Genomic DNA, 26897 nt, shown 5'->3' on the forward strand with positions numbered 1-26897 from the left:
AGGGGTACAATCGGCCTTAGGATGCTGGGCCTCATACGGAAGCTTTTTGACAACAACGAGCGGGAGATTGCCCGCTACTACAAGCAAGTGGTGGAGCCCACCAACCGGCTGGAGCCGGAGGTGGAGAAGATTACCGACTTGGCCTCGGCCTACGCGGAGCTCAAGGAGAAGCACGAGAGGGGAGCGAGCCTCGATGAGCTTCTCCCCATGGCCTTCGCCTTGACCCGCGAGTCCGCCAAGCGCTATTTGGGCATGCGCCACTTTGACGTGCAGCTCATCGGCGGGGCGGTGCTCCACGAGGGCAAGATCGCGGAGATGAAGACCGGGGAGGGCAAGACCCTGGTGGCCACCCTGGCCGTGGCCCTGAATGCCCTAAGGGGTAAGGGTGTCCACGTGGTCACGGTGAACGACTACCTGGCCCGCCGCGACGCCGAGTGGATGGGGCCCGTGTACCGGGGCCTGGGCCTCACGGTGGGGGTCATCCAGCATAGCTCCACCCCCGAGGAGCGCCGCAAGGCCTACCTGGCCGACGTCACCTACGTGACCAACTCCGAGCTGGGCTTTGACTACCTCCGGGACAACATGGCCATCAGCCCGGACCAGCTGGTGCTTCGCCACGACACTCCCTTGCACTACGCCATCATCGACGAGGTGGACTCCATCCTCATCGACGAGGCCCGCACCCCTTTGATCATCTCCGGCCCGGCGGAGAAGGCCACGGACCTCTACTACAAGATGGCGGAGATCGCCAAGAAGCTGGAGCGAGGCCTTCCCCCGGAGCCCGGAGTGCGCAAGGAGCCCACGGGGGACTACACCATTGAGGAGAAGAACCGCTCCGTGCACCTCACCCTCCAGGGCATTGCCAAGGCGGAAAAACTCCTTGGGGTGGAGGGGCTTTTCAGCCCCGAGAACATGGAGCTCGCCCACATGCTCATCCAGGCCATCCGGGCCAAGGAGCTTTACCACCGGGACCGGGACTACATCGTCCAGGATGGCCAGGTCATCATCGTGGACGAGTTCACGGGCCGCCTGATGCCAGGGCGGCGCTACGGGGAAGGCCTCCACCAGGCCATTGAGGCCAAGGAGGGGGTCAAGATTGAGCGGGAGAACCAGACCCTGGCCACCATCACCTACCAGAACTTCTTCCGCCTCTACGAGAAGCGGGCCGGGATGACCGGCACCGCCAAGACCGAGGAGAAGGAGTTCCAGGAGATCTACGGCATGGACGTGGTGGTGGTGCCCACCAACCGCCCCATGATCCGGCAGGACTTCCCCGACGTGGTCTACCGGACGGAAAAGGGAAAGTTCTATGCGGTGGTGGAGGAGATCGCCGAGAAGTACGAACGGGGCCAGCCGGTCCTGGTGGGCACCATCAGCATCGAGAAGTCCGAAAGGCTTTCCCAGATGCTCAAGGAGCCCCGCCTCTTTCTGCCCCGGCTGGAGATGCGCCTGGAGCTTTTCAAGAAGGCCAGCCAGAAGCAGCAGGGGGAGGAATGGGAGCGCCTAAGGAAGCTTCTGGAAAAGCCCACCCAGCTTAAGGATGAGGACCTTGCAGCCTTTGAGGGCCTCATTCCCCCGAAGGGCAACCTGCGCGCTGCCTGGGAGGGTTTAAAGCGGGCGGTGCATACCCTGGGCATCCTGCGCCAGGGCATTCCCCACCAGGTCCTGAACGCCAAGCACCACGCCAAGGAGGCGGAGATCGTGGCGCAGGCGGGCCGGAGCAAGACGGTCACCATCGCCACCAACATGGCGGGCCGGGGCACGGACATCAAGCTGGGGGGGAACCCCGAGTACCTGGCGGCAGCCCTATTGGAGAAGGAGGGCTTTGACCGGTACGAGTGGAAGGTGGAGCTCTTCATCAAGAAGATGGTGGCGGGCCAGGAGGAGGAGGCCCGGGCCCTGGCCCAGGAGCTGGGGATCAAGGAAGAGCTTCAGGAAAAGATCCGCCAGATCCGGGAGGAGTGCAAGGCGGACGAGGAACGGGTGCGGCAACTGGGAGGGCTTTTCATCCTGGGCACCGAGCGGCACGAGTCCCGCCGCATCGACAACCAGCTTCGGGGCCGGGCCGGGCGCCAGGGGGACCCGGGGGGAAGCCGCTTCTACGTGAGCTTTGACGACGACCTCATGCGCCTTTTCGCCTCAGACCGGGTCATCGCCATGCTGGACCGCATGGGCTTTGACGACTCTGAGCCCATAGAGCACCCCATGGTGACCCGTTCCATCGAGCGGGCCCAGAAGCGGGTGGAGGACCGCAACTTCGCCATCCGCAAGCAGCTTTTGCAGTTTGACGACGTGATGGCCCGCCAGCGGGAGGTCATCTACGCCCAGCGCCGCCTGATCCTTCTGGGTACGGATGAGGAGGTGAAGGAGGCGGCCTTGGGCATGGTGGAGGAAACGGTGGCGGGGATTGCGGAAAACATCCTGAATCCCCAGGTGCACCCCGAGGACTGGGACCTGGATGCCCTAAAGGCCACCCTCCTGGACACCGTGCCCCAGCTTGCGGACTTCCCCTTTGAGGAGCTTCGCACCTTAAAGCCCGAAGAAGGCGTGGAGCGCCTGGTGGAGGCGGCCTTGAAGGCCTACGAGGCCAGGGAGCAGGAGCTTTCCCCTCCTCTGATGCGGGCGGTGGAGCGCTTCGTGATCCTCAACGTGGTGGATTCCGCCTGGAAGGAGCACCTGCATAATCTGGACGTGCTCCGCCAGGGCATCTTCCTGCGGGGCTATGGTCAGAAGGACCCCTTCCAGGAGTACAAGATCGAGGCCACCCGGCTTTTCAACGACATGGTGGGCTTCATCAAGGGGGAGGTGGCCAAGTTCCTCTTCCGCCTCAAGGTGGAGGCGGAGCCCATGCGCCCGGTGCGGGAGGCTCCTTACGTGCCCGTGCCCGCTCCCCAGGAGGAGGCCCGGCCCTTCGGCGTGGAGAAGAAGCGCCCCACCACCCCACCGCCCCAGCCCGGCCTTTCCCGGGCCGAGCGCCGAAGGCTCATGCGGGAGGAGAAGAAGCGCAAGAAGGAGTGAGGAAGCCGGCCCGGGACTACCCCCGGGCCGGAAAGCTAGTTCGGCTAGGCCTCCACCTGGAGGCTAGCGGGGTCCAGGTTGGTGTAGACGTGCTGCACGTCGTCCAGGTCCTCCAAGGCTTCCACCAGGCGCATCACCTTGGCGGCCTCCTCAGGAGGCAGGGCCACGGTGTTCTGGGGATGCTGCACCACCTCCACCGCCTCCACGGGGATGCCCCGCCTTTTAAGTTCCTCGGCCATGCGGTAGGCCTCGGCGGGATCGGTGTAGATGGTGAGGCTTTCCCCTTCCTCCTCGAGGTCCAAGGCCCCGAGTTCTATGGCTGCCTCCTGGGCGGCCTCGGAGTTCTGGCAGACGATCACGCCTTTGCGCTCAAACTGCCAGGCCACGCTGCCCGTGGCCCCCAGGGAGCCGCCGTACTTGTTGAAGACGTGGCGCACCTCGCCGGCAGTGCGGTTGCGGTTTTCCGTGAGGGCGTAGACCAGAAGGGCCACCCCGCCCGGGGCGTAGCCCTCGTAGATGATCTCCTCGTACTGCTCGGCTCCTTCCCCTCCCCCTTGCAGCTTCTGCAGGAGGCGCTCGATGTTTTCCATGGGGACATCGTCGGCGCGGGCGGCTTCAATGGCGTTGCGAAGCTGGACGTTGGCCTCGGGGTAGGGGCTTCCCCCCGCCCGGGCAGCCGCCTGGATGGCCCGTAGGTGCTTGGAGATGATCTTGCCGCGTTTGAGGTCGTTGGCGGCTTTTTTACGCTTGATCTGTGCCCACTTGCTATGACCGGCCATGGCTCACCCCACCCATTATAGCCAGCCTTTCCAGCACCTTCTCCGCCAGGCGTTCCCCGGCCTCGCGGAAGGGGTGGAAAAGGAGGGTAACCCCCGCCCCCTCAAGGGCCGGGTCCTCCTCCGGGTAGAAGCTGGTGGCGGCCACCAGACCCCGGAAGCCCCGCTCCTTAAGCCAGCGGGCGGCGAGGAGCTTGGCCTCGAGGTCGGGCAGGGCCAGCACCACGGCCTTAAGGCCCGCAAGGTCCAGGCGTTCCCAAAGCTCTGGGTCCTCCGCATCCCCGTAGAGGACCCGCCGCCCCTTGGCCTGGTGGCGGGCCACCTTCTCGGGGTCGGCGTCCAGGCCCACGGGGCGTTCCCCCCTTGCCTCCAGGATGCGGTAGACGGCTCCCCCGGTGCGCCCCATGCCCACGATGAGCACCGTGGCCCCATCCAGGCGTTCGGGTTCCCGGTCGGGGTGGGCCACCTTGCGCTCCAGGGGAAGGAGGCGGGCCTCGAGGCGCTTGTAAAGGCTATGGCTATACCGGGCGAGGGGAGCGGAAAGGGCCATGGAAAGCGCCACCCCTAGGGCCAGGGTGGAGAGGCTATAGGGCAGGAGCCCCGCCCGCTCCAGGACGACCCCCACGATGAGAGCAAACTCCGAGTAGTTGCCCAGGTACATGCCGCTGACGAAGGCGGTGCGGGCCCGAAGCCCGAAGAGGAGAAACAGGGCGAAGAAGAGAGGGGTTTTGACCAAGGCCAGGAGGAGAAGGGACAGGACCACCCCGAGTTCCACGCCCTGTAGCCCTTCCCTGAGGCCGATATCCAGGAAAAAGGCCACCAGAAAGGCTTCCTTGAGGCTCCAAAGCCCCTTGGCCATCTCCCCTCCCTTTTCGTGGCCCGAGAGGAGGATGCCCATGATTAAGGCTCCCAGTTCCGGGGATAGCCCCATCTGGCGGAAGCCCTCGCCTCCCAGTAGGGCAAGGCCCAGGCCGAAGAGCACGAGTAGCTCGTCGTGGCCGCTTTTTTCTAGAAGCCAGGCCACGGCAAACCTGAGAAGGGGCAGGAGGAGAACCAGCCCTACCCAGGGGCTTATTTGGTTCTCGCCATACAGGGTGATAAGGCCCACCGCCACCAGGTCTTGCAGGATCAGGATGCCCACGCTTAGGCGGCCATGGTAGGTGGTGAGCTCCTTTTTGTCCTCGAGGACCTTCACCACCAGCACGGTGCTGGAAAAGGCCAGGGCAACGGCCAGGGGAAGGTTTCCCACGAGGAGGAAGGCAAGCAGGGCGAAAAGCAGGAGGTGGAGGCCGCCCACTCCCAGGATGCGGGGCTCGAGGAGGTCTTGAAAGCGGAGCTTTAACCCCACGGTGAAAAGGAGAAGGAGCACCCCGATCTCCGCCGCGCGGTGCAAAAACTCTGTCTCCCTCAAGCCCATCCTGTGAAGGGCAAACCCTGCCCCCAGGTAGCCCACCAAGGGGGGAAGCCCCAGGCGGCTGGCCAGCAAGCCCAGGGCAAAGGCGGTGGCCACCCAGAGAGCCTCCATGGGTCCCAGGGTAGCAAACCAACAAGAAACAGGGAGGGTTTACCCCCCTGTGTTTCTACACCCGCCGGCTCACTTCTTCTCGGCCAGGGCCTTATCCAGGAGGCCCTTCCACTCCTCGTAGGGCAGGAAGCCCGTGCGCTTTTCCCCTGCGATGAAAAAGGTGGGGGTGCCGGTGAGGCCCAGGTCCGTGGCCAGCTTCTGGTCGGCCAGGACCCCCTCGCGGTGCTTATTGGAGGAAAGGCACTGGCTAAAGGTGTTCTCGTCCAGCCCCATCTGCCCCGCCAGGTCCACCAAGTAGCGGTCCAGCACGCTCCCCTGCAGGTTTGCCCAGCTGGAGGCTGCCCGGAAGAGGACCTCGTGGTACTCGTAGTAGCGCCCTTGGTCGGCGGCGCAGGCGGCGGCCTCGCTGGCCCGGATCACGTTGGCCTGGCCGGGGAAGGGGAAGTCGCGGAAGAGGTAGCGCACCTTGCCGGTGTCGATGTACTCGGCCTTAAGCCGGGGAAGGACGTTTAGGGCGTGGTTCTGGCAGTGGGGGCAGAGGTAGTTGGAGAAGTCCACCACCACCACGGGGGCGTTGGGGTCGCCCAGGGCAAAGCGGGCACCTTGGGCGGGGTCCAGCCCGGCTTTCCCCTTGGGACCCCAAAGGATCCAGCCCAAGCCGAGAACGGCCAGGGCCACCACTACGAGAACTATGGCGCGCTGCATGGGTTTACTCTACCACGTCCCGGATGAGAAGCCTCAAGCCCGACCCGGTGGGCCAGAAAAAGGCTTTACTGGCCCCGGTAGGGGGCCTGCCGGGCCTCCCCCTCCGGGGTCACGTAGAAGGGGTTTTGGTCGGTGGATACCAGGGTCTCCTTGTCTATGGCTTCCTGGAGATCCTTGGGCAAAACGAACATGGCCTCGAGGTAGGGGGCGGAGAGGTGCCTTAAAGCCAGCTGCCGCTCCCGGATGCGGGCCTCGATGACCCCTTCCGAGAAGGCCGCGGGGTCAAAGGCATCCGAGGCCAGGAGGAAGCCAAAGTTCAGGAAGAAGCTGGGGATGTGGTTCTTGTAGCTCCGCACGTAGCGGAAAGCCTCCCGCACCGTGCGGTGCACCACGGGATGCACGCGGTAGTGGGTAAGCATGATCATCCCCGCCTGCATGCCCATGATCCCGCCCGGGTTCAGGTGGGCCTTAACCAGGCGGTAAAACTCCACCGTGTAGAGAAGCCTTGCGGGGTTGTCCTCCCCCACGGGGTCCGTGAGGTCGATGATGATGACGTCGTACGTGTCCTGGGTGCGCTCCAGGTAAGCCCGGGCATCCTGGATGATCAGGGTGGTCCTGGGGTCCTCAAAGGCTCCCTGGTGCCACTCGGGCATGTGGCGCTTGGCCACCTCCACCAGCTCCCCGTCGATGTCCACCATGACCGCCTTTTCCACCGTGGGGTGCTTGAGGACCTCCCTTAAGGTGGCACCTTCCCCGCCTCCCACGATGAGCACGGTCCTGGGCTCGGGGTGGGAGAGCATGGCGGGGTGGACCAGGGTTTCGTGGTAGACGTACTCGTCCCTTTCCGTGCTCTGCACGTCCTTGTCCAGGACCAGCACCTTGCCGAAGCCCTTGGTTTCAAAGAGAAAGTAGTCCTGGTACTTGGTGCGGCCGGAGGCGATCACCCTTTCCATGCGCCGCACCATGGTTTCGTAAGGGGTGATGTGCTCAAAAAAGTACATGCCGTAGTCCATAGCTTCAACCTCCTTGCTGGCCGCCAAAGGTCCGGCGCTTGATGGCGTGTTCCGTTCCCCGCCAGTAGCGGAAGGCCGATTCCTCCTTGGCCCCGAAGGCCCGGGAGAGCCCCTTCAGGACCTCCTCGGGGTCCACTCCATCCCGGTAGAAGTAGAGGTCCAGGGTGGCGGAGGCGTTGTCCTCGGGCCAGGTGTGGATCATCACCGCCGCCACCGGGCTTACCACTGCCGCCGAGAGCCCCTGGGGATGAAACTTGTACACCACCGACTGGGCTGAGCCCCTGGGTGCCCCCAGGCGCATCACCGCATCCAGGAGGGCTGCCTCCACCATCTTGGGGTTTTCCAAGACATCCAGGTCGCAGCCATAAATTTCCGCCACCCAACGCCCACCCGGCACCGCTTCCACAAAGGGCCATGATAGCACACCTCTAGCCGAAGAAGTCCTTGAGCTGCTCTTTGCTGATCAGCACCTCCCGGGGCTTGGAGCCCTTGGAGGGACCCACGATGCCCATGGCCTCGAGGGCATCCATGAGCTTCCCGGCCCGGGCGTGGCCGATGGAAAGGCGGCGTTGCAGGCGGCTTACGGAGCCGTAGCCCTCCTCCACCACGATCTCCGCCGCCTTCTTGAGAAGGGGATCCGAGAAGTCCACCTCGCCGGGGCCCGCGCCCTCCGGCCCCTTGGGGGGCTCAAAGTCCTGGCCGTAGGCCTCGGCGAAGCGGTCCTCGTAACTCTGGCCCCTGAGGAAGCCAGCCAGGCGCCCTACTTCCTCCTCGGAGAGGTAGGGTACCTGCAGGCGCACGGGCTTGGTGAGCCCGGGCTGGTAGAAGAGGGCATCCCCCTGGCCGATGAGCTTTTCCGCTCCCTGGGTGTCCAGGATGGTGCGGGAGTCAAAGCCGCTGGACACGGCAAAGGCCAGGCGGGCGGGGATGTTCACCTTGATGAGGGAGGTGAGGATGTCCACGCTGGGCCGCTGGGTGGCCAGGATAAGGTGCATGCCCGTGGCCCGAGCCATCTGGGCCAGGCGCAAAATGGCGGATTCCACCTCCTTGGGGGCGGTCATCATCAGGTCGGCCAGCTCGTCCACCACGATGACCAGATAGGGAAGGGTTTCCCCGCCCTCCTTCTCCATCTTGGCGTTGTACTGTTCCAGGTTGCGGGCCCCCACCCCGCTTAGGAGGCGGTAGCGCCGTTCCATGTGGGCCACCGCCCCCTGCAGGACCAAGGCAGCCTCCTCGGGGCTGGTGACCACGGGGCGCACCAGGTGGGGGATGCCCTCGTAGGGGGTGAGCTCCACCATCTTGGGGTCGATGAGGAGGAAGCGCAAGGAGGTGGGGAGGTGTTTAAAGAGGAGGCTTGCGATAAGGACGTTGATGGCCACGCTCTTGCCGCTTCCCGTGGAGCCGGCGATGAGGAGGTGGGGCATTTTGGCGAGATCCCTCACCCAGATCTCCCCCTCGATGCTCTTGCCGAGGACCAGGGGCAGAAGGGCCTTGGCGTTTTGGAAGGCAGGGGAGAGGACCGCCTCCGAGAAGCGCACCAGCTCCCTTTTGGGGTTGGGCACCTCGAGGCCCACGGTGTTCTTCCCGGGAATAGGGGCTTCGATGCGCACCGCCCCCACCGCCAGGGCCCGGGCCAGGTCGTTTTGCAGGCTCTGGATGCGGCTGATCTTTTCCCCGGGGGCAGGCAGAAGCTCGTAGCGGATCACGGAGGGGCCGCGGGCATGGCCCACCACCTCCGCCTGCACCCCGAAGTGCTTGAGGGTGTCGGCGATGGTGCGCTTCAGCCTTTCCACCTCCTCCTCCAGGCCCCGGGCGGTTCCCTTGAGCTCCGGGGGGTCCAGGAGGTCCGGGGTGGGGAGGGCCAGGGCCGTGCTCTGGGGACGGGAGCGGGGCGGTGAAGGAGGGTCCGGCTGGACCTGGGCTGGGGAGGGTTCGGGGAAGACCAGGTCCAGGTCAAAGGGTTCCGGTTCAGGGGCAGCGGGTGGGGGAGAAATAGCGGGCGGGGGGTTCCCCGTGAGGAGGGCCCTAAGCCCCTCGGCCTGGGCCTCGGGATGCCGGGAGAGGAAGGATAGCCAAGAGGAAAGCTCCTCGTAGCGCCCCTCGAGGTCCAGGACCAGACCGGAAAGCTCCTCCCAACGGGCCTTGCGCTCTTCCCGAAGCCTTAGGCCCTGGACCAGGCCTCCCACGCTGGGCTTCGGCGCAGGAAAGGTGAGAAGGGCTTTTAAGCGGGATAAAAGGGCCTGGGCCTCGAGGTGAAGGGCTGCCCGCCGTTCCTCCAGGGCATCCCGCAGGGGACCTTCCCCCGGCACAGGGGTTTTCAAGCCTTGGAGGAGGGCTTGGAGCCGGGGTTCCAGGGGCCTTTGGTCCTCTTCCATCTGCCGCTTCAGCTCGGCGGCCCGTTCCTTCAAGAACTCCCTTAAAGCCTTTTCCACCCCCGGGAGTTCCGCAGGGGAGAGGTTCTGCGCCAGGGCCTTTAGGGCGGTGTGTTCAGGGTAAAGGCGGGCGAGGAAGCCGATCCTTTGCCTGAGAAGAAGGGCTTTCAGGCGGTGGCGGATCCGGCGCACGCCCTCCACCCCCAGGTGCAGGCCGGTGAGGAGGAGGTGAAAAGGAGGTCTTCGCCGCCAGAGGTCCAGGACCAAGGAGGCCAGGATGGGGGGAAGGAGGAAGCCCAAGGCCCCTGCCTTGGCTTCCAGGAAGGAGCGCACTTCCTCGCCCATCCGGCCCGAAAGGGGTTGCCCCAGGAGGGGAAGGAGGGCGAAGGCCAGGAGGTAAAGGAAAAGAAGGTGGCGAAGAAGAGGCTTTAGGGGTTTGTTCCGGAAGAGGAAGGCCCCCAGGAGGAAAAGGCTTGGCGGAAGGAGGTAGGCGGGTAGGCCCAGCGTCTGGTAGAAGGTTTCCCGGAGGAAGGACCCGAAGGCCCCTGTGGGCAAGGGTAGAAGGGGAGCGGCGAAGAAGACCCCCGCCCCCAAGGCCACGGTACCCAGGGCCTCGAGGTCGCGGTTTCGGCTGGGCCTAGCCGGTTTCCGCTTCGCCATCGGAAGGATTATAACCTGGCGGCATGGAAGGGCAAAGGAAAGCCCGGGGCATACCTCCCCCGGGCCTGAGGTTAAGGGGCTACTTCTTCAGCTCCTTAATCACCGCCTGGGTGAGGTCGGTGTCCTCGCCGGCGTAGACCACCAGCCCCGACTGGGCCGCCACCTGGCGGCTCATGACCACGGCGAAGCCCTGGGCCTTGGCCACCTTGGCGATGGCCTGGTCCACCTCCTCCAGGATGGGCCTAAGCACCGGGTTCTGCCGGTCCTGCCATTTCTTTAGGGTGTCCTGGTAGGTCTTGAGGAGGGCCTCGTAGTCCTGGCGCTCCTTGGCCGTGGCCTGTCCCGAACGGATCTTTTGGTCCAGGGGCTTGAGTTTCTCCTCCAGGGGAGCCAGCTCCTTGCGAGCCTGGGCCTGGAGATCCTGTACCTTCTTGTAGTCGGGGTGGGCCTGCACCAGGGCATCCGCATCCACGAAGCCCAGCCGGGTGGCCACGTTTCGGTTCTGGGCCAGCATGGGGGTGAGGAGGGCACCGAGGGCCAGGGCAAGGGCCACTAGGGGAAAGCGTTTCATAGGGGAAAGCCTAAGGCCTTAGGGTGAAGGGTGTGTGAGAGAAGCCTATCTTTCGCTTGGGCCCGGATAGGGGTATCATACCTGGAGGAGGTGGATTATGCGCAAGATGCTTCTGGTTTTGGCATTGTTGGCTTTGGGCACGGGGGCTTTTGCCCAGCGGGCGGTTTCCTTCCGCCTTTCCCTGCCCCCGGCAGGGCTGGGACTGGGCCTCGAGGCGCCCTTGGAGCGCAACCTGGCCTTCCGGGGATTTGTGGACCTCTTTCCCGGCGGACCCAGTTTCCTGGCGGCGGGCGAGGTTCTCTTCAAGCCGGACCTGGGCCAGCTGGACCGGGACCTGCGGGGGATTAGGCCCTACTTCGGCGGTGGGCTTGGGGCCAGGATCGCGGGCGCAAGCTCCGTGGGGGTGCACCTCTCCTTGGGGGCGGAGGTCCTTTTTGACCCCCGCACGGGCGTTTTCCTGGACGGGGAGTACTACTACCCCTTCAGTGGGGGCGGGTCCAGCCGGGTCGTCCTCGGCGTGAACCTGCGCTGAAGTAGGAAGCGTGCCTTCCCGCCCCCACGGGGGCGGGACATTTTTCTCTGGATTTCGGGCGTAGACTTGCCCCTAGGAGGTGGCAGGATGTTGGTCAGGGACTGGATGACCAAGGACCCCCTCACCGTGGCCCCGGATACCCCGGTGCTGGAGGCCATCAACCTTTTGAAGAGCAAGGGCTTCCGGCGCTTGCCAGTGGTGAAGGGCGGGAAGCTCGTTGGGCTGGTCACCGACAAGGACCTCAAGGACGCCATGCCCTCCAAGGCCACCACCCTTTCCGTTTGGGAGATGAACTACCTCCTCTCCAAGCTCACGGTGCAGGAGGTCATGGCCAAGCCCGTGATCACCGTGGAGGCCGACGCACCCCTGGAGAAGGCAGCCCTTTTGATGGAGGAGAAGAAGATTGGCGGCCTTCCGGTGATGGAGGGGGAGAAACTGGTGGGCATCATCACCGTGACCGATGTCCTGAGGGCCTTTATTGAGGTGTTGGGGCTTAAGATGGGGGGCTTGCGCATCACCGTGGACATCCCGGATGTGCCCGGGGCCCTGGCCCAGATGGCCCGGGCGGTTCCCCCAGCCAACATCGTTTCCATCGCCACCGCGGCCCACCTCCCGGGCTACCAGCGCCTGGTCCTCAGGGTGGTGGGTGAGGATGTGGAGGGGGTTCCCGACCGGTTAAGGGCCGCCGGGGAGCGGGTGGTGGACGTACGCCCCGGTTAGGCTCCGTTGCGGTAGGCGGGATAGGAGCCCAGGACCTTGAGGAAGGCGGCCCGCCTGAGAAGGCCCAGAAGGGCCTGGGCGGGGCCGGGGTCTTCCAGGTGGCCCTCGAGGTCCAGGTAGAAGAGGTAGCTGAAGGGCTTATCGCGCCTGGGCCGGGACTCCAGCTTGGTGAGGTTCACCCCGGCCTCGGCGAACACGGAAAGAGCCTCCAGAAGCCCCCCGGGCCGGTGGCGCACGGCGAAGACGATGCTGGTCTTGTGGGGGCCTTCCCCCTTAGGGGCTTCCTCCCGCCCGATGACGAAGAACCGGGTGTAGTTGTGGGGGTAGTCCTCAATGTTTTCCGCCAGAACCTCGAGGCCGTAAAGCTCTGCCGCCCGCCGGCTGGCGATGGCCCCCACCCCGGGCTCGGGGTTCTCCGACAGGGACCGGGCTGCCCCTGCCGTATCAAAAACCGGGATGGGAGTAAGGCGCATGCGGGCCAGGAAGCCGTCGCACTGGGCCAGGGCCTGGGGGTGGCTTTTGACCGCCTTGAGGTCTTTGAGCTCGGTGCCCTCGGGAGCGAGGAGGCAGTGCTCCACCCGGTGGATGATCTCCCCCACCACGTGGAGGTCGCTTTCCAGAAGCAGGTCGTAGGTCTGGTTGATGCTGCCTGCGGTGGTGTTCTCCACGGGCACCACCCCGAGATGCGCTTCGCCTGCTTCCACCGCCTCGAAGACCTGGTGGAAGGTGGGAAAGCCTATGGGGGTGGAGCCGGGAAAGTTCCTGAGCAGGGCCTCCTCGCTATAGGCTCCTTCCGTTCCCTGGAAGGCGATCCTCATGCCCTTCATCCTACCGCTTCCCGTAGACAGGAGAAAGGCGCTTCCCCTTAGCATGGCCCTTGTGGCGCGGCTGCTTGTGGTGGACGACGACCCCCGCATCCCCCGGGTGCAGGACCCCCGCCTGGCTTCCCACCTGGAGGCCTATCTGGAGGAGAAGCGGCTACCCCTGGAGGGGAATGGCCTTCTGGAAGAGCTGGCCCAGGCCCTGTACGCTTAGGGGGTGGCCGAGCTTTTAGAGATCACCGATCCTGAGGCCTGGAACCGGCTGGTTTCCAGCCTCCCCATCACCAGCGCCCTGCAGTCCTGGGGCTGGGGGGAGGTGAAGCGGCTTTCCGGCTGGGTGCCCAGACGGTTTGCGGTCTACGGAAAGGAGGGGCTTCTGGGGGCAGCCCAGGTGCTGCTGCGCCCCCTGCCCGGCGGCCTCCGCCTGGCCTATGCCCCTAGGGGACCTGCCCTTTCCCGCCTCGAGGACCTCCCCCTGGTGGCCAAGGCCCTGGCCCAGGGGGTGCGGGGTACCCACCTGGTCCTCGAGCCCGAGGCGGGATGGCCGGCGGAGGAACCTCCCCCCACCTTTCCTGGCCTCCTCCTCGAGGAATCCGTCCAGCCCGCCTATTCCCTATGGCTGGACCTCACCCAAGGGGAAGAAGCCCTCCTTAAGGGGATGAAGGAGATGCACCGTCGCAACGCCCGCCTGGCCCTCAAGCGCACGGAGCTTGGCGTGGAGGGGGAGGAGGCCTTTCCCGAGTTTTTCCGCCTCTTTGAGGAGACCAACCGCCGGGCCAAGCTCCTGCAACACGCCAAGGAGTACTACCAGGCGGTGCTCAGGGAGATGAACCAGCCCTATGGGGAGGCCTTCTTGGCCGTGGCCCGTAAGGGTGGGGAGGCCTTGGCGGCGGGGCTTTTTGTGGCCTTCGCCGGCAAGGTGGACTACCTTTATGGAGGAAGCAGCCGCGCCCACCCCGAGGCCAAGGCTCCCATGGGCATGCACCTGGCGGCCATCCGCCATGGGATCGGACGCGGCTACCGCATCTACGACCTCTGGGGCGTGCCCAGGACCCCGGAGGGCAGCCATGCGGAGGGGATATGGCGGTTCAAGGAGGGGTTTGGGGGTAGGCGCGTCCACTTTCCCGCCTACACCCTGCCCCTTTCCCCCCTCTACCGTCCCTTGAAGCTTCTCCTGCGCTTGCGCAAGACCTGGGTGAACCTGCGGGTACGGGGGAACCCGCGGGATGTCCTGGGCTGAAAGGGCTTGCGGCTCTTGTCATCTTTCTCAAGGGGCCTTGGGTAAGGTGGGAAGGTGGTGCGGCCGCTTCTTGCTCTCCTTGTCGCCTTGGGGTTTCTCCTCTGGTGGTTTCTGCAATCTGCCCCCAAGCCTCCTCCCGCGAACGAAGGGGTGCGCCTAAGGGGGGTGGAGTTCCTCCTTTTTCCCGAGGAAAAGGGGGTGGAGTGGCGGTTTACCGCGGAGGAGATGGTGGAGGAGGGAGGGGGTTTCCGCATCCAGGGGGGGCTTAAGGGGGAACGCTATGTGGAGGACCGGCTGGACCTGCGCCTTTTCGCCCCCGAGGTGGCGGTGGAGCCAGGGGATAACCTGCGGGCTCCTTTCGCCCGGGTGGAGATCCTGAAGGGGTGCTACCGCCTGGAGCTTTCCCGGCCCGGCCTCGGGGACGTCCTCATCCGGCAGAAGGAGGGGTTTTCGGCCCCCTGGGTGCGGATTGAGGCGCCCAACCTCCGGGGCGAGGCGGAGCGCTTCCGCTCCGACTTCGCCCTGGAGCGGATTGAGGCGGAAAACCCTCGGTTTGAGTTCCCCGCCGGGGGGAGCTTTGGACCTTGCCAGGTGGAAGGAGGAAGCGGATGAAACGGATGGGATGGGTGCTCTTGGCGATGGCTTTGGTCTTCGCGGCCTCGGAGGTGCGGGTGATCCGGGTGGAGGGAGGGCGGCTTTCCGGGGACCTCCGCTACGGTCCCTGGGTCTTTGAGGGGGAGGTGCGGGGCCGGGTGAAGGACCTCACCATCCTCGCCCCCAAGGCCACCCTCATCGCCCCGAAGGGGAAGACCATGCAGGAGGCGGAGGGGGAGAGGGAGGCCCGGTTTGAGGGGGGCGTGGTGGTGCGGAGGGGCCGGGTGGAGGCCCGGGGGCCGGTTCTGGTCTACCGGGAGAAGACCGGGGAGGGAGAGCTTCTGGGCCCGGCCCGCATGCGCCAGGAGCCCAAGCCGGGGGAGGACCCGGTGGAGGTGGAGGCCAGCCGCATGACCTTCCAGGTGGACACGGACACCTCCAGCAGCAAAAACGCCATTCTTAAAAGCGGGAACCAGGAGGGGCGGGCCGCCTTTGTCTACTACGAGGAGGAAAAGGGCCTTGCGGTCTTCACCGACCCCAAGGAGGTGGTCCTGGTGCGCAAGCGCAAGGACGGGGACCTGGTGATCCGGGCCAAGGAGGTGCGAAGCCTCACCGGTTCCAAAAAGCTCATCGCCACCGGGGGGGTGCGGCTCCAGGACGGGGATCTGGTCACCACGGGGGAGAGCCTCTACTACGACGATACCACCGGGGAGGCCATCGTTTTGGGCAGGCCGGCGGTGAGCGAGAACAAGAAGGAAGGGTTCAGGCTTTCCGGGAACACGCTCCAGCACAATGTAAACCGCCACCAGGTGCGGGTTTATGGCAAGGGGTTCCGCCTGCCCGTGGGGGAGTTTAGGAAGCTTGGGGAGAAGTAAGCGGGGTTTAAGGTGCTCCCCTCTCGCCCTTGCCGCCATGCCCTAAGGTTCCTCCTTGGGGTGGCCGCCCTTTGCCTCCTCGCCCTGGCCCAGGAGGTCTTCCACCCCCAGGTGGAGCTCACCCGCAAGGAGAAGAAGGTGGTGGCCTGGGTGAGGGGGGAGGAGGGAAGCCTCTTCTACGCGGACTACGGGGACCTCCTGGTGGGGGAGCTGCAAGCCCTTTCCCCCGAGAGGGTCCAGGTGGAGAACCGAGCCTTCTTCCGGGATCTGGGAAGCGCGGTGGAGGAGGGGCTGAAGGTGGGGGAAAGGGTGGAGGTGGCCTATAACCCCGATTGGGAACAGGAGGGGCTTCCCTACCTGATGCGTTTGCGAAGGGCTGGCGAAGGGAAGGGGGAGCGTTACCTCCGCCTCGTCCTCTTTGACCCCAAGGGGGTGGAGGTGCGCCTGGGGGAGGAGGTGGAGGCCAGGGGGCCCCTGGCGGTGGTGGAGCGGGGTGGGGTGGAGGAGCTCTTCCTCTCCGGGGGAGAGGCCCGGTACCTGGAGGAGGAAGGCCGGCTGGAGCTAAGGCCAGCTCCCGGAAAGGTGGCGGTGGCCCAGGGGCAGGTGTGGGTGGAGGGGCAGAGGCTCCGCTACCAAAACGACACCGGGGAGGCCCTATTGGAGGGTCCTCTGGAAGTGCGCCGCGAAGGGGAAAAACCCCTTTCGGGCAAGGCGGGTTCCTTGCGCTATCTTCTGGATGAGGACCGGCTTTGGCTTCTCGGAGGGGTGGAGCTTACCCAGGGCGGGCGCACCACCAGGGCCGAGCGGGCGCTTCTCCGGGAAAAGGAAGGGTACGCCTTCCTGTATGGGAAGGTGGAAAGCCGGGACGAAAGGGGTGTGGTGCGGGGGGAACGGGTGCGCTACGCCCTGAAGACCGGGGAGGTGGTGGTCCTGGGCGGGGTGGCCGGGGAGTTCCGCGGCGACTAGGCGGGCACGCCCGCCATCAGAAGGCCCAGGCGCTCTTCCTTGGCTTCTTCCGGGCTGAGTTCCCCCACGATGCGTCCCTCGTACATGACCAGGATGCGGTCCGAGAGGCTGATCACCTCGGAAAGGTCGGCGGAAACCAGAAGCACCGCCAGGCCCTGGTCGCGGGCCTCCACCAGGCGCTGGTGGATAAACTCTATGGCTCCCACGTCCACGCCCCGGGTGGGCTGGGCGGCGATGAGGAGGCGGGGCCCCCGCAAAAGCTCCCTGCCCACCACGATCTTCTGCTGGTTCCCCCCGGAGAAGCGCCGGGCGGAGAGGTCCGTGGAGCGAGGGCGGACGTCAAAGGTTTCCACCAGGGTCCGGGCGTGCTGCTCCATGGCCTTTCCGTCCAGGAAGCCCAGGAAGCCCCGGAAGGGGGGGCGGTGCTGGTCCCCCAGTATGGCGTTTTCCCGCACGGAGAAGTCCAGGACCAGCCCACGGGCAAGCCGGTCCTCGGGGATGTGGCTCACGCCCGCCTCCCGTACCTTGAGGGCCAGGTGGGGAAGAGGATGGCCCAGGTAGCGCACCGTTCCCCGGTACTTGCGCAGGCCCGCCAGGGCCTCCACCAGCTCGGTCTGGCCGTTTCCTTCCACCCCGGCGATGCCCACGATCTCCCCAGCCCGCACGAAGAAGCTCACCCCCCTTAGCCTGGGGGGCGCCTCGAGGCCCTCCACCTCCAGCACCACCTCGCCGGGCCGGGCAGGGCCCTTTGCTACCCTCAGGACCACCTCCCGGCCCACCATCATCCGGGCCAGGGCCTCCAGGCTGGTCTCCTTGGTGCGTACCGTGCCCACCACCTTGCCGTCCCGGATCACGGTGATGCGGTCGGAGACCTCCAGCACCTCCTTCAGCTTGTGGCTGATGAAGATGGCGGCGTTGCCCTTCTGCACGTAGACCCGGAGGAAGCGAAAAAGCTCCTTCGCCTCCTGGGGGGTAAGGACGGCGGTGGGCTCGTCCAGGATGAGGATCCTGGCCTCCCGGTAGAGGGCCTTGAGGATCTCCACCCGCTGCTGCAACCCCACGGGGAGGTTCTCTACCTTCTCGTCCAGGGGGACCTCAAAGCCCAGCTCCTCCATGAGCTTCTCAGCCCGCTTTCGGGCGGCCTCGAGGTCCAGGAAAAGGGGGCTTCCCGGTTCCAGGCCCAAAACCAGGTTCTCCAAGACGGTGAAGGGCTCCACCAGCATGAAGTGCTGGTGGACCATGCCAATGCCGGCCCCTATGGCGTCCAGAGGGCTTTTAGGCCTATAGGGCTTCCCGTCCACCCACATTTCTCCGGCGTCCGGGGGCTGAAGGCCGTAGACGATCTTCATCAGGGTGGACTTGCCGGCACCGTTTTCCCCCACCAGGGCCAAGACTTCGCCCCACTCCAGGTCCAGGCTGATGCGGTCGTTGGCCAGAACCAGGGGGAAGCGCTTGGTGATGTCCTTGAGGACCAGGGCCTTCGCCACGCCAGGAGTATACGGGAAAACCGGGGCCAGAAGGCCCCGGCCTTCAGCCCAAAGCCCCCTTAGCGGGTTTCGGGCACCTGGATCTCCCCGTTGATGATGGCCTGCTTCAGCTCCTCGAGGCGGGCCTTCACCTCCTCGGGGATCAGGGCCTGGTTGTACTCGTCCAGGGCGTAGCCCACGCCGTCCTCGGCGAGGCCCAGGTCCTTGACCCCGCCCTGGAAGGTACCGTCCACGACGCTCTTGATGGTGTCGTACACGGCCACGTCTACCCGCTTGACCATGGAGGTCAGGCCGTGGTTGAGGGTGGTGGGGTCGTTGTCGGTGTCGCCCAGATAGTTCTGGTTGGAGTCCACGCCGATGAAGAAGAGGGGTGTGGTGCCCTCGCCGCACTTCTCCTCGTAGGCGGGGTACTTGGGCACGCCGGCGAAGCGGTCCTCGCGCACGAAGCGCACGGCCCCGCCTTCCCTGAGGCACATCTCCTCCTTCACGAAGTCAATGAGGCCGAGGCCGGAGCCGCCGGCGGCGGCGTAGATGATGTCCGCCCCTTGACGGGCCTGGCTGGAGGCGATCTCCTTGGCCTTGGCGGGGTCGTTCCAGGCGGCGGGGGTGTTGCCCACGTACCCCACCAGGACCTTGCCCTGGATCTTGTCCTCCTTGAAGGCGTACTCCGCCCCGGCCCGGAAGCCCGCCTCAAACTTGTGGATGAGGGGGATGTCCATGCCGCCGATAAAGCCCACCACCCCGGTGCGGCTCATCTTGCCGGCGATGTAGCCCACCAGGAAGCTTCCCTCCTGCTCCCGGAAGACCAGGCCCACGGCGTTGGGCAGCTTGCCTTCCCCGGGAACGGCGTCGATCACCGCAAAGTTCACCTTGGGGAACTCCTTGGCGGTGGCGGTGATGGCGGGCTCGTTGGCGAAGCCCACGCCGATCACCAAGTCAAACCCTTCCTCGGCGAAGGTGCGGATGCCCTGGCCCACCTGGGAGGGATCGGCGGGCTCAAAGTCAAAGATCTGGACGCCAAGCTCCTGGGCCGCCCGTTGCGCTCCTTCCCAGGCGGACTGGTTGAAGGAGCGGTCAAACTTGCCGCCGGCGTCAAAGGCAAGCCCCACCCGGACGTTGGCCCCGGGAAGGCTCGTTTCCTCAGTCGGAGCCGCCTCCGCGCCGGCCTGCTCCTCCGCTTTTCTGGGGCAGGCCGTAAGGGCCACGGCGAGCGCGCCTAGGGTGAGCAACCACAAAAGCCTCCTCATAACGCCTCCTTTCGGGATAGGGGATGCGCCCCTGTCTCCAAAGGAAAGTATAGCCCAAGGTAGACTAGGGCCATGACCCTGGAAGAGGCGAGGAAGCGGGTGAACGAGCTCAGGGATCTCATCCGCTACCACAACTACCGCTACTACGTCCTGGCGGACCCCGAGATCTCCGACGCCGAGTACGACCGGCTCCTTAGGGAGCTTAAGGAGCTTGAGGAGCGCTTCCCCGAGCTTAAAAGCCCGGACTCCCCCACGGAGCAGGTGGGGGCTAAGCCCCTCGAGGCCACCTTCCGCCCCATCCGCCATCCCACCCGCATGTACTCCTTGGACAACGCCTTCAACTTTGACGAGCTCAAGGCCTTTGAGGAGCGGATTGGGCGGGCCTTGGGGCGGGAAGGCCCCTTTGCCTACACCGTGGAGCACAAGGTGGATGGCCTCTCGGTGAACCTTTACTACGAGGACGGGGTCCTGGTCTGGGGGGCCACCCGGGGGGACGGGGAGGTGGGGGAGGAGGTGACCCAGAACCTCCTCACCATTCCCACCATCCCGAGAAGGGTCAAGGGGGTACCGGAGCGCCTCGAGGTCCGGGGCGAGGTGTACATGCCCATAGAGGCCTTCCTCCGCCTCAACGAGGAGCTGGAGGAAAAGGGAGAGAAGATCTTCAAAAACCCCAGAAACGCCGCCGCCGGCTCCCTCAGGCAGAAGGACCCCCGGATCACCGCAAGGAGGGGCCTCAGGGCCACCTTCTACGCCCTGGGCCTCGGCCTGGAGGAAAGCGGGCTCAAGACCCAGCTGGACCTCCTTCACTGGCTTAGGGAGAAGGGGTTTCCCGTGGAGCACGGCTTCGCCCGGGCAGAAGGGGCAGAGGGGGTGGAAAGGATCTACCAGGGCTGGCTGAAGGAGCGGCGAAGCCTGCCCTTTGAGGCGGATGGGGTGGTGGTGAAGCTGGATGAGCTTTCCCTCTGGCGGGAACTGGGGTACACTGCCCGGGCCCCGCGCTTTGCCATCGCCTACAAGTTCCCCGCGGAGGAGAAGGAAACCCGCCTGCTTCAGGTGGTCTTCCAGGTGGGGCGCACGGGCAGGGTGACGCCGGTGGGCATCCTGGAGCCCGTCTTCATTGAGGGAAGCGAGGTCAGCCGGGTTACCCTGCACAATGAAAGCTACATTGAGGAGCTGGACGTGCGCATCGGGGACTGGGTCCTGGTGCACAAGGCGGGGGGGGTGATCCCCGAGGTCCTCAGGGTCCTGAAGGAGAAGAGGACCGGGGAGGAGAGGCCCATTCGCTGGCCGGAAACCTGTCCCGAGTGCGGCCACCGCCTGGTCAAGGAGGGCAAGGTGCACCGCTGCCCCAATCCCTTGTGCCCGGCCAAGCGCTTTGAGGCCATCCGCCACTACGCCTCCCGCAAGGCCATGGACATCGGGGGTCTTGGGGAGAAGCTCATTGAGAAGCTCCTGGAAAAGGGCTTGGTGAAGGATGTGGCCGACCTTTACCGCCTTAAGAAGGAGGATCTCCTGGGCCTGGAGAGGATGGGGGAGAAGAGCGCGCAAAACCTCCTCCGCCAGATTGAGGAGAGCAAGGGGCGGGGCCTGGAGCGCCTCCTCTATGCTCTGGGACTGCCGGGGGTGGGGGAGGTGCTGGCCCGCAACCTGGCAGCCCACTTCGGCACCATGGACCGCCTCCTCGAGGCCAGCCTGGAGGAACTCCTCCAGGTGGAGGAGGTGGGGGAACTCACCGCCCGGGGGATTTACGAAACCCTGCAGGACCCTGCCTTCCGGGACCTGGTGAGGCGCCTCAAGGAGGCTGGGGTGGAGATGGAGGCCAAGGAACGGGGGGAAGAGGCTTTAAAGGGCCTTACCTTCGTCATCACCGGGGAGCTATCCCGGCCGCGGGAGGAGGTGAAGGCCCTTCTTCGGCGCCTTGGGGCCAAGGTGACGGATTCCGTGAGCCGCAAGACCAGCTACCTGGTGGTGGGGGAGAACCCTGGAAGCAAGCTGGAGAAGGCCCGGGCCCTGGGGGTGCCCACCTTGACGGAGGAGGAGCTGTACAGGCTCATAGAGGAGCGCACGGGGAAGCCTGTGGAAACCTTAGCTTCCTAGAGCGGGTGGCTGCGTGGGAAGATCTTTTCCAGGGCCTCCTGGAGCCTGGAACCGGACAAGCCAAGCTCTTTGAGGGCCTTTTCGTAAAGCTCCGGGGTGAGAAGCCCCTGGAGGGCCTTAATTTCCGTATGGGAGAGATGGGCTCCCTTTAATACGTGCTCCTCAAAGCTCTGCCAGGCCAGGGGCACATGGGCCTTAACTATTTCAGCAATGGCCTTGGCGTACTGCCTTATTTCCCACTGGGCATGGGGGTCCAGGCGCAGGGCCAGGAAGTGGAAAAGATTGTGGAGGTCTTGCTTCCAGTAGAACTCGGTGTAGAGGTTTAGGGGCAGGACCATGCGGGCCATCTCCCGGGCGATCCCCTTTTCCAGAAGGGTTTGGTAGGCCTGGTAGGCTTCCCGCTCCACCCCTTTGAGGAGAAGGGAGGCTTCCTCATCGGAAAGCTCCCCCTCGGAACCCTGCTTGTTCCGCCGGGCTTGTTTCCGCCACGCTTGTGGCTCGTAAAACTCCTCCTTGAGGACGGAGTAGCGACCGGAGATCTCGTTCACGCTGGCGGTGCGGTGGCGGAACCACTGGCGCACCACGAAGATGGGAGCCTTCACGTGGAACTTGAACTCCACCATCTCAAAGGGGCTGGTGTGGCGGTGGCGCATGAGGTAGTCGATAAGGGCGGCATCCTCCCGCACCGTCTTGGTGCCGGAGCCGTAGGAGACCCTGGCTGCCTGGACGATGGAGGCATCGCTTCCCATCACCTCCACCAGGCGCACGAACCCCTTGTCCAAAACCGCAATCTCCATGCCCTTGAGTCTACTTGCCCTTTGGCCCAAAGGGGTCTACCCTAAGCTCATGCGGGTCCGCACCCCCTTTGCCTACAAGTGGCGGCACGGGCGCTACAGGCCCTCTTGACCTTGGCTCTAAGGGCTTGCGGCATGTAGGATGGATAGGCTTTGTGGCGCCTGTGCGCCCATTTTCGGAGCGAGTATGTTGAGGTTGCCAGACTTTCCCCTGCCCGACCCTCGAGGACGCTTCGGTCCTTACGGAGGAAGGTACGTTCCCGAAACCTTGATCCCGGCCCTGGAGGAGGTGGAGGCCGCCTACAGGGAGGCCAAGAAGGACCCGGCATTCTTGGCGGAGCTTGAGTACTACCTCAAGACCTTTGCCGGTCGGCCCACTCCCCTGTACCACGCCAGGAGGCTTTCCGAGTACTGGGGCGGGGCCCAGGTTTACCTGAAGCGGGAGGACCTCCTGCACACCGGGGCCCACAAGATCAACAACACCCTGGGCCAGGCCCTCCTGGCCCGGCGCATGGGCAAGAAGCGGGTCATCGCCGAAACCGGCGCCGGGCAGCACGGGGTTTCCGTGGCCACGGTGGCCGCTCTCTTTGGCCTGGAATGCGTGGTTTACATGGGGGAGGAGGATGTAAGGCGGCAGGCCCTGAATGTCTTCCGCATGAAGCTTCTGGGGGCGGAGGTGCGGCCCGTGGCCGCGGGAAGCCGTACCCTTAAGGACGCCACCAACGAGGCCATCCGGGACTGGCTCACCCATGTGCGCACCACCTTCTACATCCTGGGCTCGGTGGTGGGCCCCCACCCCTACCCCATGATGGTGCGGGAGTTCCAAAGCGTGATCGGGGAGGAGGTGAAGGAGCAAAGCCTCAAGCTTTTTGGCCGCTACCCCGATGTCCTCATCGCCGCCGTGGGGGGAGGGTCCAACGCCATCGGCCTCTTCGCTCCCTTTGCCTACCTTCCCGAGAAGGAGCGCCCCCGGCTCATTGGGGTGGAGGCCGCCGGGGAAGGGCTTTCCACCGGCAGGCACGCCGCCAGCATCGGGGCGGGAAAGCGGGGGGTGCTTCACGGAAGCTACATGTACCTCCTCTACGACCACGATGGCCAGATCACCCCGGCCCACTCGGTTTCCGCCGGGCTGGACTACCCCGGGGTGGGACCGGAACACAGCTACTATGCCGACCAGGGCATCGCCGAGTACGCTGGGGTGACGGATGAGGAGGCCCTCGAGGGCTTCAAGCTCCTCGCCCGCCTCGAGGGGATCATCCCCGCCTTGGAATCCGCCCATGCCATCGCCCACGCCGCCAAGGTGGTCCCGGAGATGGACAAGGACCAGATCGTGGTCATCAACCTCTCGGGCCGGGGAGATAAGGACGTGACCGAGGTGATGCGCCTTCTGGGAGGGGAGCTATGACTACTAGGGAAGCCTTCGCTCGGGCCAAGGCCGAGGGCCGGGCCGCCTTAATCCCCTACCTCACCGCGGGCTTCCCCAGCCGGGAAGGGTTCTTGCAGGCGGTGAAGGAGGTGCTGCCCTACGCCGATCTTTTGGAGATTGGCCTCCCCTACTCCGATCCCCTGGGGGACGGCCCGGTGATCCAGCGGGCCAGCGAGGAGGCCTTGAGGAAGGGGATGAGCGTCCAGGGCGTTTTGGAGCTCTTCCGGGAGGTGCGGGCCCTCACCGAAAAGCCCCTTTTCCTCATGACCTACCTGAACCCCGTGCTGGCCTGGGGGCCGGAGCGGTTCTTCAGCCTTTTCAAGCAGGCGGGGGCCACGGGCCTCATCCTGCCCGACCTTCCTCCCGATGAGGATCCTTCCCTGGTGCGCCTGGCGCAGGAGATCGGCCTGGAAACGGTATTTCTCCTGGCCCCCACCTCCACGGATCGGCGGGTGGAAACCGTGGTGGGCTACGCCACCGGGTTCATCTATGCGGTTTCCGTCACCGGGGTCACCGGGGAGCGGGAGCGCCTGCCCGACGAGGTGCGGGACCTGGTGCGGCGGATCAAGGCCAAAACCTCCTTGCCCGTGGCCGTGGGCTTTGGGGTTTCGGGGCGGGAAACCGCGGCCCAGGCGGCGGTGGCCGACGGGGTGGTGGTGGGAAGCGCCTTGGTCCGGGCCTTGGAAGAGGGGAGGCCCCTTGCGCCCCTTCTCCAGGAGATCCGCCAGGGCCTCCAGCGCCTCGAGGCCAACCCCGGCTTGAGAGAAGGTTAATTTCGTTTTAATAAGAAACCGCTATCCTGAACCTTGGAGGGCAAACCTATGCGACAGTGGACTTTAGTTTTGGCAGGCGGCCTTCTCCTCGGAGCCTGTGGGCTTATTCCAGGTTTTGGGGGGCCTAAGGTTTCCGGGCAGTTTCAGGGCAACTGGTCCGACGTGGCCCAGGGCCTGCGCCTGGCCCTGGTGGGCCTTACCACAGAGGGGCGGGTGAACTACAGCAACCAGCTGGAGATCAAAGACCCAAGCCTCACCAAGGGGTACCTGATGGAGCTTCCCCCGGAGGCCACGGAAGGGAGCTACCGGGTGGTGGCCTACCGGGACGATGACAACAACGGCCGCTACAGCGATGGCGACACGGCCTTGGGCAACACCTGCGGCAAGTACCTCCTTTACGCCAACGGCTCCGGTACCAAGCTCTACTGGGTGGGAAGCCCGAAGCAGCTCAAGGTGAAGCACGGCTGGAACGGGTACGACGCCCAGAAGGGGGGCGACCCCTACCAGGCCTCGGTCTACAGCGATTACGACCTTTACCGGTCCGGCCAGTGCCCCTAGGCCAGGGGGAGCTCCAAGGGCTCAGGCTCCTTAAGGATGGCCTCGGGGTCGGGGTAGCGCAGGATGCGGTAGAGGGGATCCCGCTCCGCCGGTCGGAAGCCTGCGTCCACGATGTGGCGCACGATCTCCCGAACCGTGGCGTGGGTGCGCCCATGCCCTCCTGCCGCCGAGACCACGTTTTCCTCCAGCATGGTGCTGCCGAAGTCGTCGGCCCCGTAGTAAAGCGCCGCTTGGGCCACCTTGAACCCCAGGGTGGGCCAGGAAGCCTGGAGGTGGGCGAAGTTGTCCAGGGCGAGCCGGGCGATGGCCAGGGTTTTCAGGTACTCGTGAGCGGTGGCCCCGGGAGCCTTGCCCTTCAGGCGGGTGTGCTCCACTTGCAGGGTCCAAAGGGCGAAGGCGGCAAAGCCATTCCGGTACTGCTTCAGGGCCTTGTCTTGCTGGGCGCGGATACCTAAGAGGTGAAGGGTGCGCTCCCTTGGGCCTTCCCCGAAACCGATCACCATGCTGGCCAGGGTGTAAAGCCCCAGGGCCTGGGCGGCGTCCACGATGCGGTACCAGTCGGCGGTCTGGATGCGGGCAGGGGCGGCCTTGTGGCGCACCTCGTCCACCAGGATCTCTGCCCCGGCCCCCGGCATCCCGTCCAGGCCAGCCTCCATCAGCTTTTCCAGGATCTCCCCAGCCTTAAGCCCGGTAAGCCGTTCCAGCCCCAGGATCTCCTCGGGGCTGAAGGCATCGATGCGCAGGTCGGGGAAGCGGTTCTTCAGGTAGCGCAGGAGGTCCAGGTACCACTCCAAGGGCAGGTCCGGATTAACGCCTCCTTGCATGAGGATGCGCCTTCCCCCCACCTGGTAGAGCTCCTCCACCTTCCTGGCGATTTCCTCGTAGGTGAGGGTGTAGGCGTCCTCTTGCCGCCGGGTGCGGTAAAAGGCACAGAAGGCGCAGGCCACGGTGCAGACGTTGGTGTAGTTGATGTTGCGGTCTATGAGGAAGGTGACCACCTCGGGGTCGGTCTTCTGCAAGCGCACCTCGTGGGCAGCGGCGGCCAGCTCGGGAAGGGGCAGGTCAAAGAGGGCCATGACCTCCGCCTCGGAAAGCCTTTCTCCTGCTACGGCCTTTTCCAGCACATCCATGGGCCTTATGCTACATCCTTAGGGCTTCGCCGGTTGGAGGCTGGGCCACGGGTAAAATGGAGGCATGGAACTCAAGGTAATCCCCATCGAGAAGCCGGAAAACCTGAACGTCATCCTGGGCCAGGCCCACTTCATCAAGACGGTGGAGGACCTGCACGAGGCTTTGGTGACCGCCGTGCCGGGCATCAAGTTTGGCCTGGCCTTCTCCGAGGCCAGCGGCAAGCGCCTGGTGCGGCGCTCGGGCACCGATCCCGAGCTTACCGAGCTTGCGGTCAAGAACCTCCTCAACCTGGCGGCGGGGCACACCTTCCTCATCGTTTTAGGGGAGGGGTTTTACCCCATCAACGTGCTCCATGCGGTGAAGGCCTGCCCGGAGGTGGTGCGCATCTATGCCGCCACCGCCAATCCCCTCAAGGTGGTGGTGGCGGAGGAAGGGGAGCAGCGGGCCATCCTGGGGGTCATGGATGGCTTTAAGCCCCTGGGGGTGGAGGACGAGGCCGAGGTGGCCTGGCGCAAGGACCTTCTCCGCCGTTTTGGCTATAAACTTTAGAGAAAAGAGGGGGTGTGGGGGAGCTATAATCCCCCGGTTTCCAAGATAGCCCTCAAGATACGCTAACGCGTGACACAGGCTGACCAAACCGGGGATACATGGGTCAGCGGTCACGCAGTCACGCGCAGCGTACCTTGCAGCGTACCTTGCAGCTACATGCGACCGAAGGGAGCTTAGCTCCCCCACGCAGACTTGACCGCTATACCGCATAGAGCCCCAGGAAGCGCAGGGCGGAGAGGGGGTTGAAGGAGAAGGCCTCCAAGGCCGCCTTCTTCTCCCTGACCCCTTGGCGGTGAAGCATGGAGACCAGAAAGGCCCGGAGGGCCGCCAAGACCTGTGCCCCCACCCCCCGCACCTGGCAGGCATCCTCGTGGAGGAGAACGTCCCGTACCCAAAAGGACCGGTTCTCTACCTCCCACCGGTAAAGGAGAAGCTCCCCAAGCCGCC

The 26897-nt window shown here is 65.2% G+C and carries 25 protein-coding genes and 1 pseudogene; 13 read left to right on the top strand and 13 right to left on the bottom strand.

What is annotated here, in order from left to right:
- Positions 1 to 21 precede the first annotated feature (21 nt).
- Complete coding sequence (gene secA, locus F604_RS0106610) at positions 22 to 3018, top strand: preprotein translocase subunit SecA (RefSeq protein WP_019550953.1); 2997 nt, start codon at positions 22 to 24, stop codon at positions 3016 to 3018.
- Positions 3019 to 3062: 44 nt separating this feature from the next.
- Here secA and F604_RS0106615 read toward each other — a convergent pair whose 3' ends face one another.
- From F604_RS0106615 to F604_RS0106645, 7 genes are all read right to left on the bottom strand, one after another.
- Entirely contained in the window at positions 3063 to 3797 is a 735-nt protein-coding gene (locus tag F604_RS0106615) for a YebC/PmpR family DNA-binding transcriptional regulator (RefSeq protein WP_015717692.1), read from the bottom strand.
- On the bottom strand, positions 3784 to 5319 hold the full coding sequence (locus F604_RS0106620; RefSeq protein ID WP_019550954.1) for a cation:proton antiporter family protein: 1536 nt from the start codon (positions 5317 to 5319) through the stop codon (positions 3784 to 3786). Before F604_RS0106620 ends, F604_RS0106615 begins: the two co-directional genes overlap by 14 nt.
- A 69-nt stretch (positions 5320 to 5388) precedes the next feature.
- Positions 5389 to 6024: a DsbA family protein gene (locus F604_RS0106625; RefSeq protein ID WP_019550955.1), complete on the bottom strand. Its 636-nt coding sequence runs from the start codon at positions 6022 to 6024 to the stop codon at positions 5389 to 5391.
- 65 nt (positions 6025 to 6089) lie between these two features.
- The gene (speE, locus tag F604_RS0106630; protein WP_026329034.1) at positions 6090 to 7037 is read right to left on the bottom strand and encodes a polyamine aminopropyltransferase; all 948 of its coding nucleotides are present in this window, start codon (positions 7035 to 7037) and stop codon (positions 6090 to 6092) included.
- Between the two features lie 4 nt (positions 7038 to 7041).
- On the bottom strand, positions 7042 to 7443 hold the full coding sequence (gene speD, locus F604_RS0106635) for an S-adenosylmethionine decarboxylase (protein WP_026329035.1): 402 nt from the start codon (positions 7441 to 7443) through the stop codon (positions 7042 to 7044).
- A 22-nt stretch (positions 7444 to 7465) separates the two neighbouring features.
- On the bottom strand, positions 7466 to 10069 hold the full coding sequence (locus tag F604_RS0106640; protein WP_019550957.1) for an FtsK/SpoIIIE family DNA translocase: 2604 nt from the start codon (positions 10067 to 10069) through the stop codon (positions 7466 to 7468).
- Positions 10070 to 10148: 79 nt separating this feature from the next.
- On the bottom strand, positions 10149 to 10640 hold the full coding sequence (locus F604_RS0106645) for an OmpH family outer membrane protein (RefSeq protein WP_019550958.1): 492 nt from the start codon (positions 10638 to 10640) through the stop codon (positions 10149 to 10151).
- A gap of 97 nt (positions 10641 to 10737) precedes the next feature.
- Between F604_RS0106645 and F604_RS0106650 the strand changes: the two genes are divergently transcribed.
- A complete protein-coding gene (locus F604_RS0106650; protein WP_019550959.1) occupies positions 10738 to 11172 on the top strand; it encodes a hypothetical protein in 435 nt (144 codons plus the stop codon).
- A gap of 87 nt (positions 11173 to 11259) precedes the next feature.
- Entirely contained in the window at positions 11260 to 11892 is a 633-nt protein-coding gene (locus tag F604_RS0106655) for a CBS and ACT domain-containing protein (protein ID WP_019550960.1), read from the top strand.
- Here the strand turns inward: F604_RS0106655 and pheA are convergent.
- Positions 11889 to 12710, bottom strand: coding sequence for a prephenate dehydratase (gene pheA, locus F604_RS0106660; protein WP_026329036.1), 822 nt, complete (start codon positions 12708 to 12710; stop codon positions 11889 to 11891). The genes F604_RS0106655 and pheA overlap by 4 nt on opposite strands.
- Positions 12711 to 12771: 61 nt before the next feature.
- On the opposite strand from pheA, the gene F604_RS12890 reads away from it, so the two are divergent.
- The 5 genes from F604_RS12890 to F604_RS0106685 are packed head-to-tail and all read left to right on the top strand — an operon-like array spanning position 12772 to position 16388.
- Complete coding sequence (locus F604_RS12890) at positions 12772 to 12927, top strand: hypothetical protein (protein ID WP_239725438.1); 156 nt, start codon at positions 12772 to 12774, stop codon at positions 12925 to 12927.
- A gap of 3 nt (positions 12928 to 12930) precedes the next feature.
- Positions 12931 to 13953, top strand: a complete 1023-nt coding sequence (locus F604_RS0106670) for a lipid II:glycine glycyltransferase FemX (protein ID WP_019550962.1) — start codon at positions 12931 to 12933, stop codon at positions 13951 to 13953.
- A gap of 54 nt (positions 13954 to 14007) precedes the next feature.
- On the top strand, positions 14008 to 14565 hold the full coding sequence (locus tag F604_RS0106675; protein ID WP_019550963.1) for a hypothetical protein: 558 nt from the start codon (positions 14008 to 14010) through the stop codon (positions 14563 to 14565).
- Positions 14562 to 15422: an LptA/OstA family protein gene (locus tag F604_RS0106680; RefSeq protein WP_019550964.1), complete on the top strand. Its 861-nt coding sequence runs from the start codon at positions 14562 to 14564 to the stop codon at positions 15420 to 15422. Before F604_RS0106675 ends, F604_RS0106680 begins: the two co-directional genes overlap by 4 nt.
- 12 nt (positions 15423 to 15434) lie before the next feature.
- Positions 15435 to 16388: a hypothetical protein gene (locus F604_RS0106685; RefSeq protein WP_019550965.1), complete on the top strand. Its 954-nt coding sequence runs from the start codon at positions 15435 to 15437 to the stop codon at positions 16386 to 16388.
- On the opposite strand, the gene F604_RS0106690 is transcribed toward F604_RS0106685, so the two are convergent.
- Both F604_RS0106690 and F604_RS0106695 read right to left on the bottom strand, forming a co-directional pair.
- Complete coding sequence (locus tag F604_RS0106690) at positions 16385 to 17875, bottom strand: ABC transporter ATP-binding protein (RefSeq protein WP_019550966.1); 1491 nt, start codon at positions 17873 to 17875, stop codon at positions 16385 to 16387. The two genes, F604_RS0106685 and F604_RS0106690, sit on opposite strands and share 4 nt — an antisense overlap.
- Positions 17876 to 17934: 59 nt before the next feature.
- Entirely contained in the window at positions 17935 to 19122 is a 1188-nt protein-coding gene (locus tag F604_RS0106695) for a BMP family lipoprotein (protein ID WP_019550967.1), read from the bottom strand.
- A 72-nt stretch (positions 19123 to 19194) separates the two neighbouring features.
- Between F604_RS0106695 and ligA the strand changes: the two genes are divergently transcribed.
- Positions 19195 to 21219, top strand: a complete 2025-nt coding sequence (gene ligA, locus F604_RS0106700) for an NAD-dependent DNA ligase LigA (protein ID WP_019550968.1) — start codon at positions 19195 to 19197, stop codon at positions 21217 to 21219.
- On the opposite strand, the gene thyX is transcribed toward ligA, so the two are convergent.
- Positions 21216 to 22016 carry an FAD-dependent thymidylate synthase gene (gene thyX, locus F604_RS0106705; protein WP_019550969.1) on the bottom strand — a complete coding sequence of 267 codons (801 nt, stop codon included), beginning with the start codon at positions 22014 to 22016 and terminating at the stop codon, positions 21216 to 21218. The genes ligA and thyX overlap by 4 nt on opposite strands.
- Before the next feature lie 184 nt (positions 22017 to 22200).
- Here thyX and trpB point away from each other — a divergent pair, with 184 nt between their 5' ends.
- The 3 genes from trpB to F604_RS0106720 are packed head-to-tail and all read left to right on the top strand — an operon-like array spanning position 22201 to position 24770.
- Positions 22201 to 23418 (top strand): tryptophan synthase subunit beta, encoded by a 1218-nt coding sequence (gene trpB / locus F604_RS0106710; protein WP_019550970.1) that lies wholly within the window; start codon positions 22201 to 22203, stop codon positions 23416 to 23418.
- Positions 23415 to 24212, top strand: a complete 798-nt coding sequence (gene trpA, locus F604_RS0106715) for a tryptophan synthase subunit alpha (RefSeq protein WP_019550971.1) — start codon at positions 23415 to 23417, stop codon at positions 24210 to 24212. The genes trpB and trpA overlap by 4 nt, the downstream gene beginning before the upstream one ends.
- A gap of 48 nt (positions 24213 to 24260) precedes the next feature.
- Positions 24261 to 24770 (top strand): hypothetical protein, encoded by a 510-nt coding sequence (locus F604_RS0106720; RefSeq protein ID WP_026329038.1) that lies wholly within the window; start codon positions 24261 to 24263, stop codon positions 24768 to 24770.
- Here F604_RS0106720 and mqnC read toward each other — a convergent pair.
- Positions 24767 to 25900: a cyclic dehypoxanthinyl futalosine synthase gene (gene mqnC / locus F604_RS0106725; RefSeq protein ID WP_019550973.1), complete on the bottom strand. Its 1134-nt coding sequence runs from the start codon at positions 25898 to 25900 to the stop codon at positions 24767 to 24769. The two genes, F604_RS0106720 and mqnC, sit on opposite strands and share 4 nt — an antisense overlap.
- Before the next feature lie 64 nt (positions 25901 to 25964).
- Here mqnC and F604_RS0106730 point away from each other — a divergent pair, with 64 nt between their 5' ends.
- Positions 25965 to 26450: an adenosine diphosphatase gene (locus tag F604_RS0106730; protein ID WP_019550974.1), complete on the top strand. Its 486-nt coding sequence runs from the start codon at positions 25965 to 25967 to the stop codon at positions 26448 to 26450.
- A gap of 199 nt (positions 26451 to 26649) precedes the next feature.
- Here F604_RS0106730 and F604_RS0106735 read toward each other — a convergent pair.
- A pseudogene (locus F604_RS0106735) lies at positions 26650 to 26897 on the bottom strand (transposase); the annotation flags it as partial.

The sequence above is a fragment of the Thermus scotoductus DSM 8553 genome, from assembly GCF_000381045.1.
GTDB classification, from domain to species: Bacteria; Deinococcota; Deinococci; order Deinococcales; family Thermaceae; genus Thermus; species Thermus scotoductus.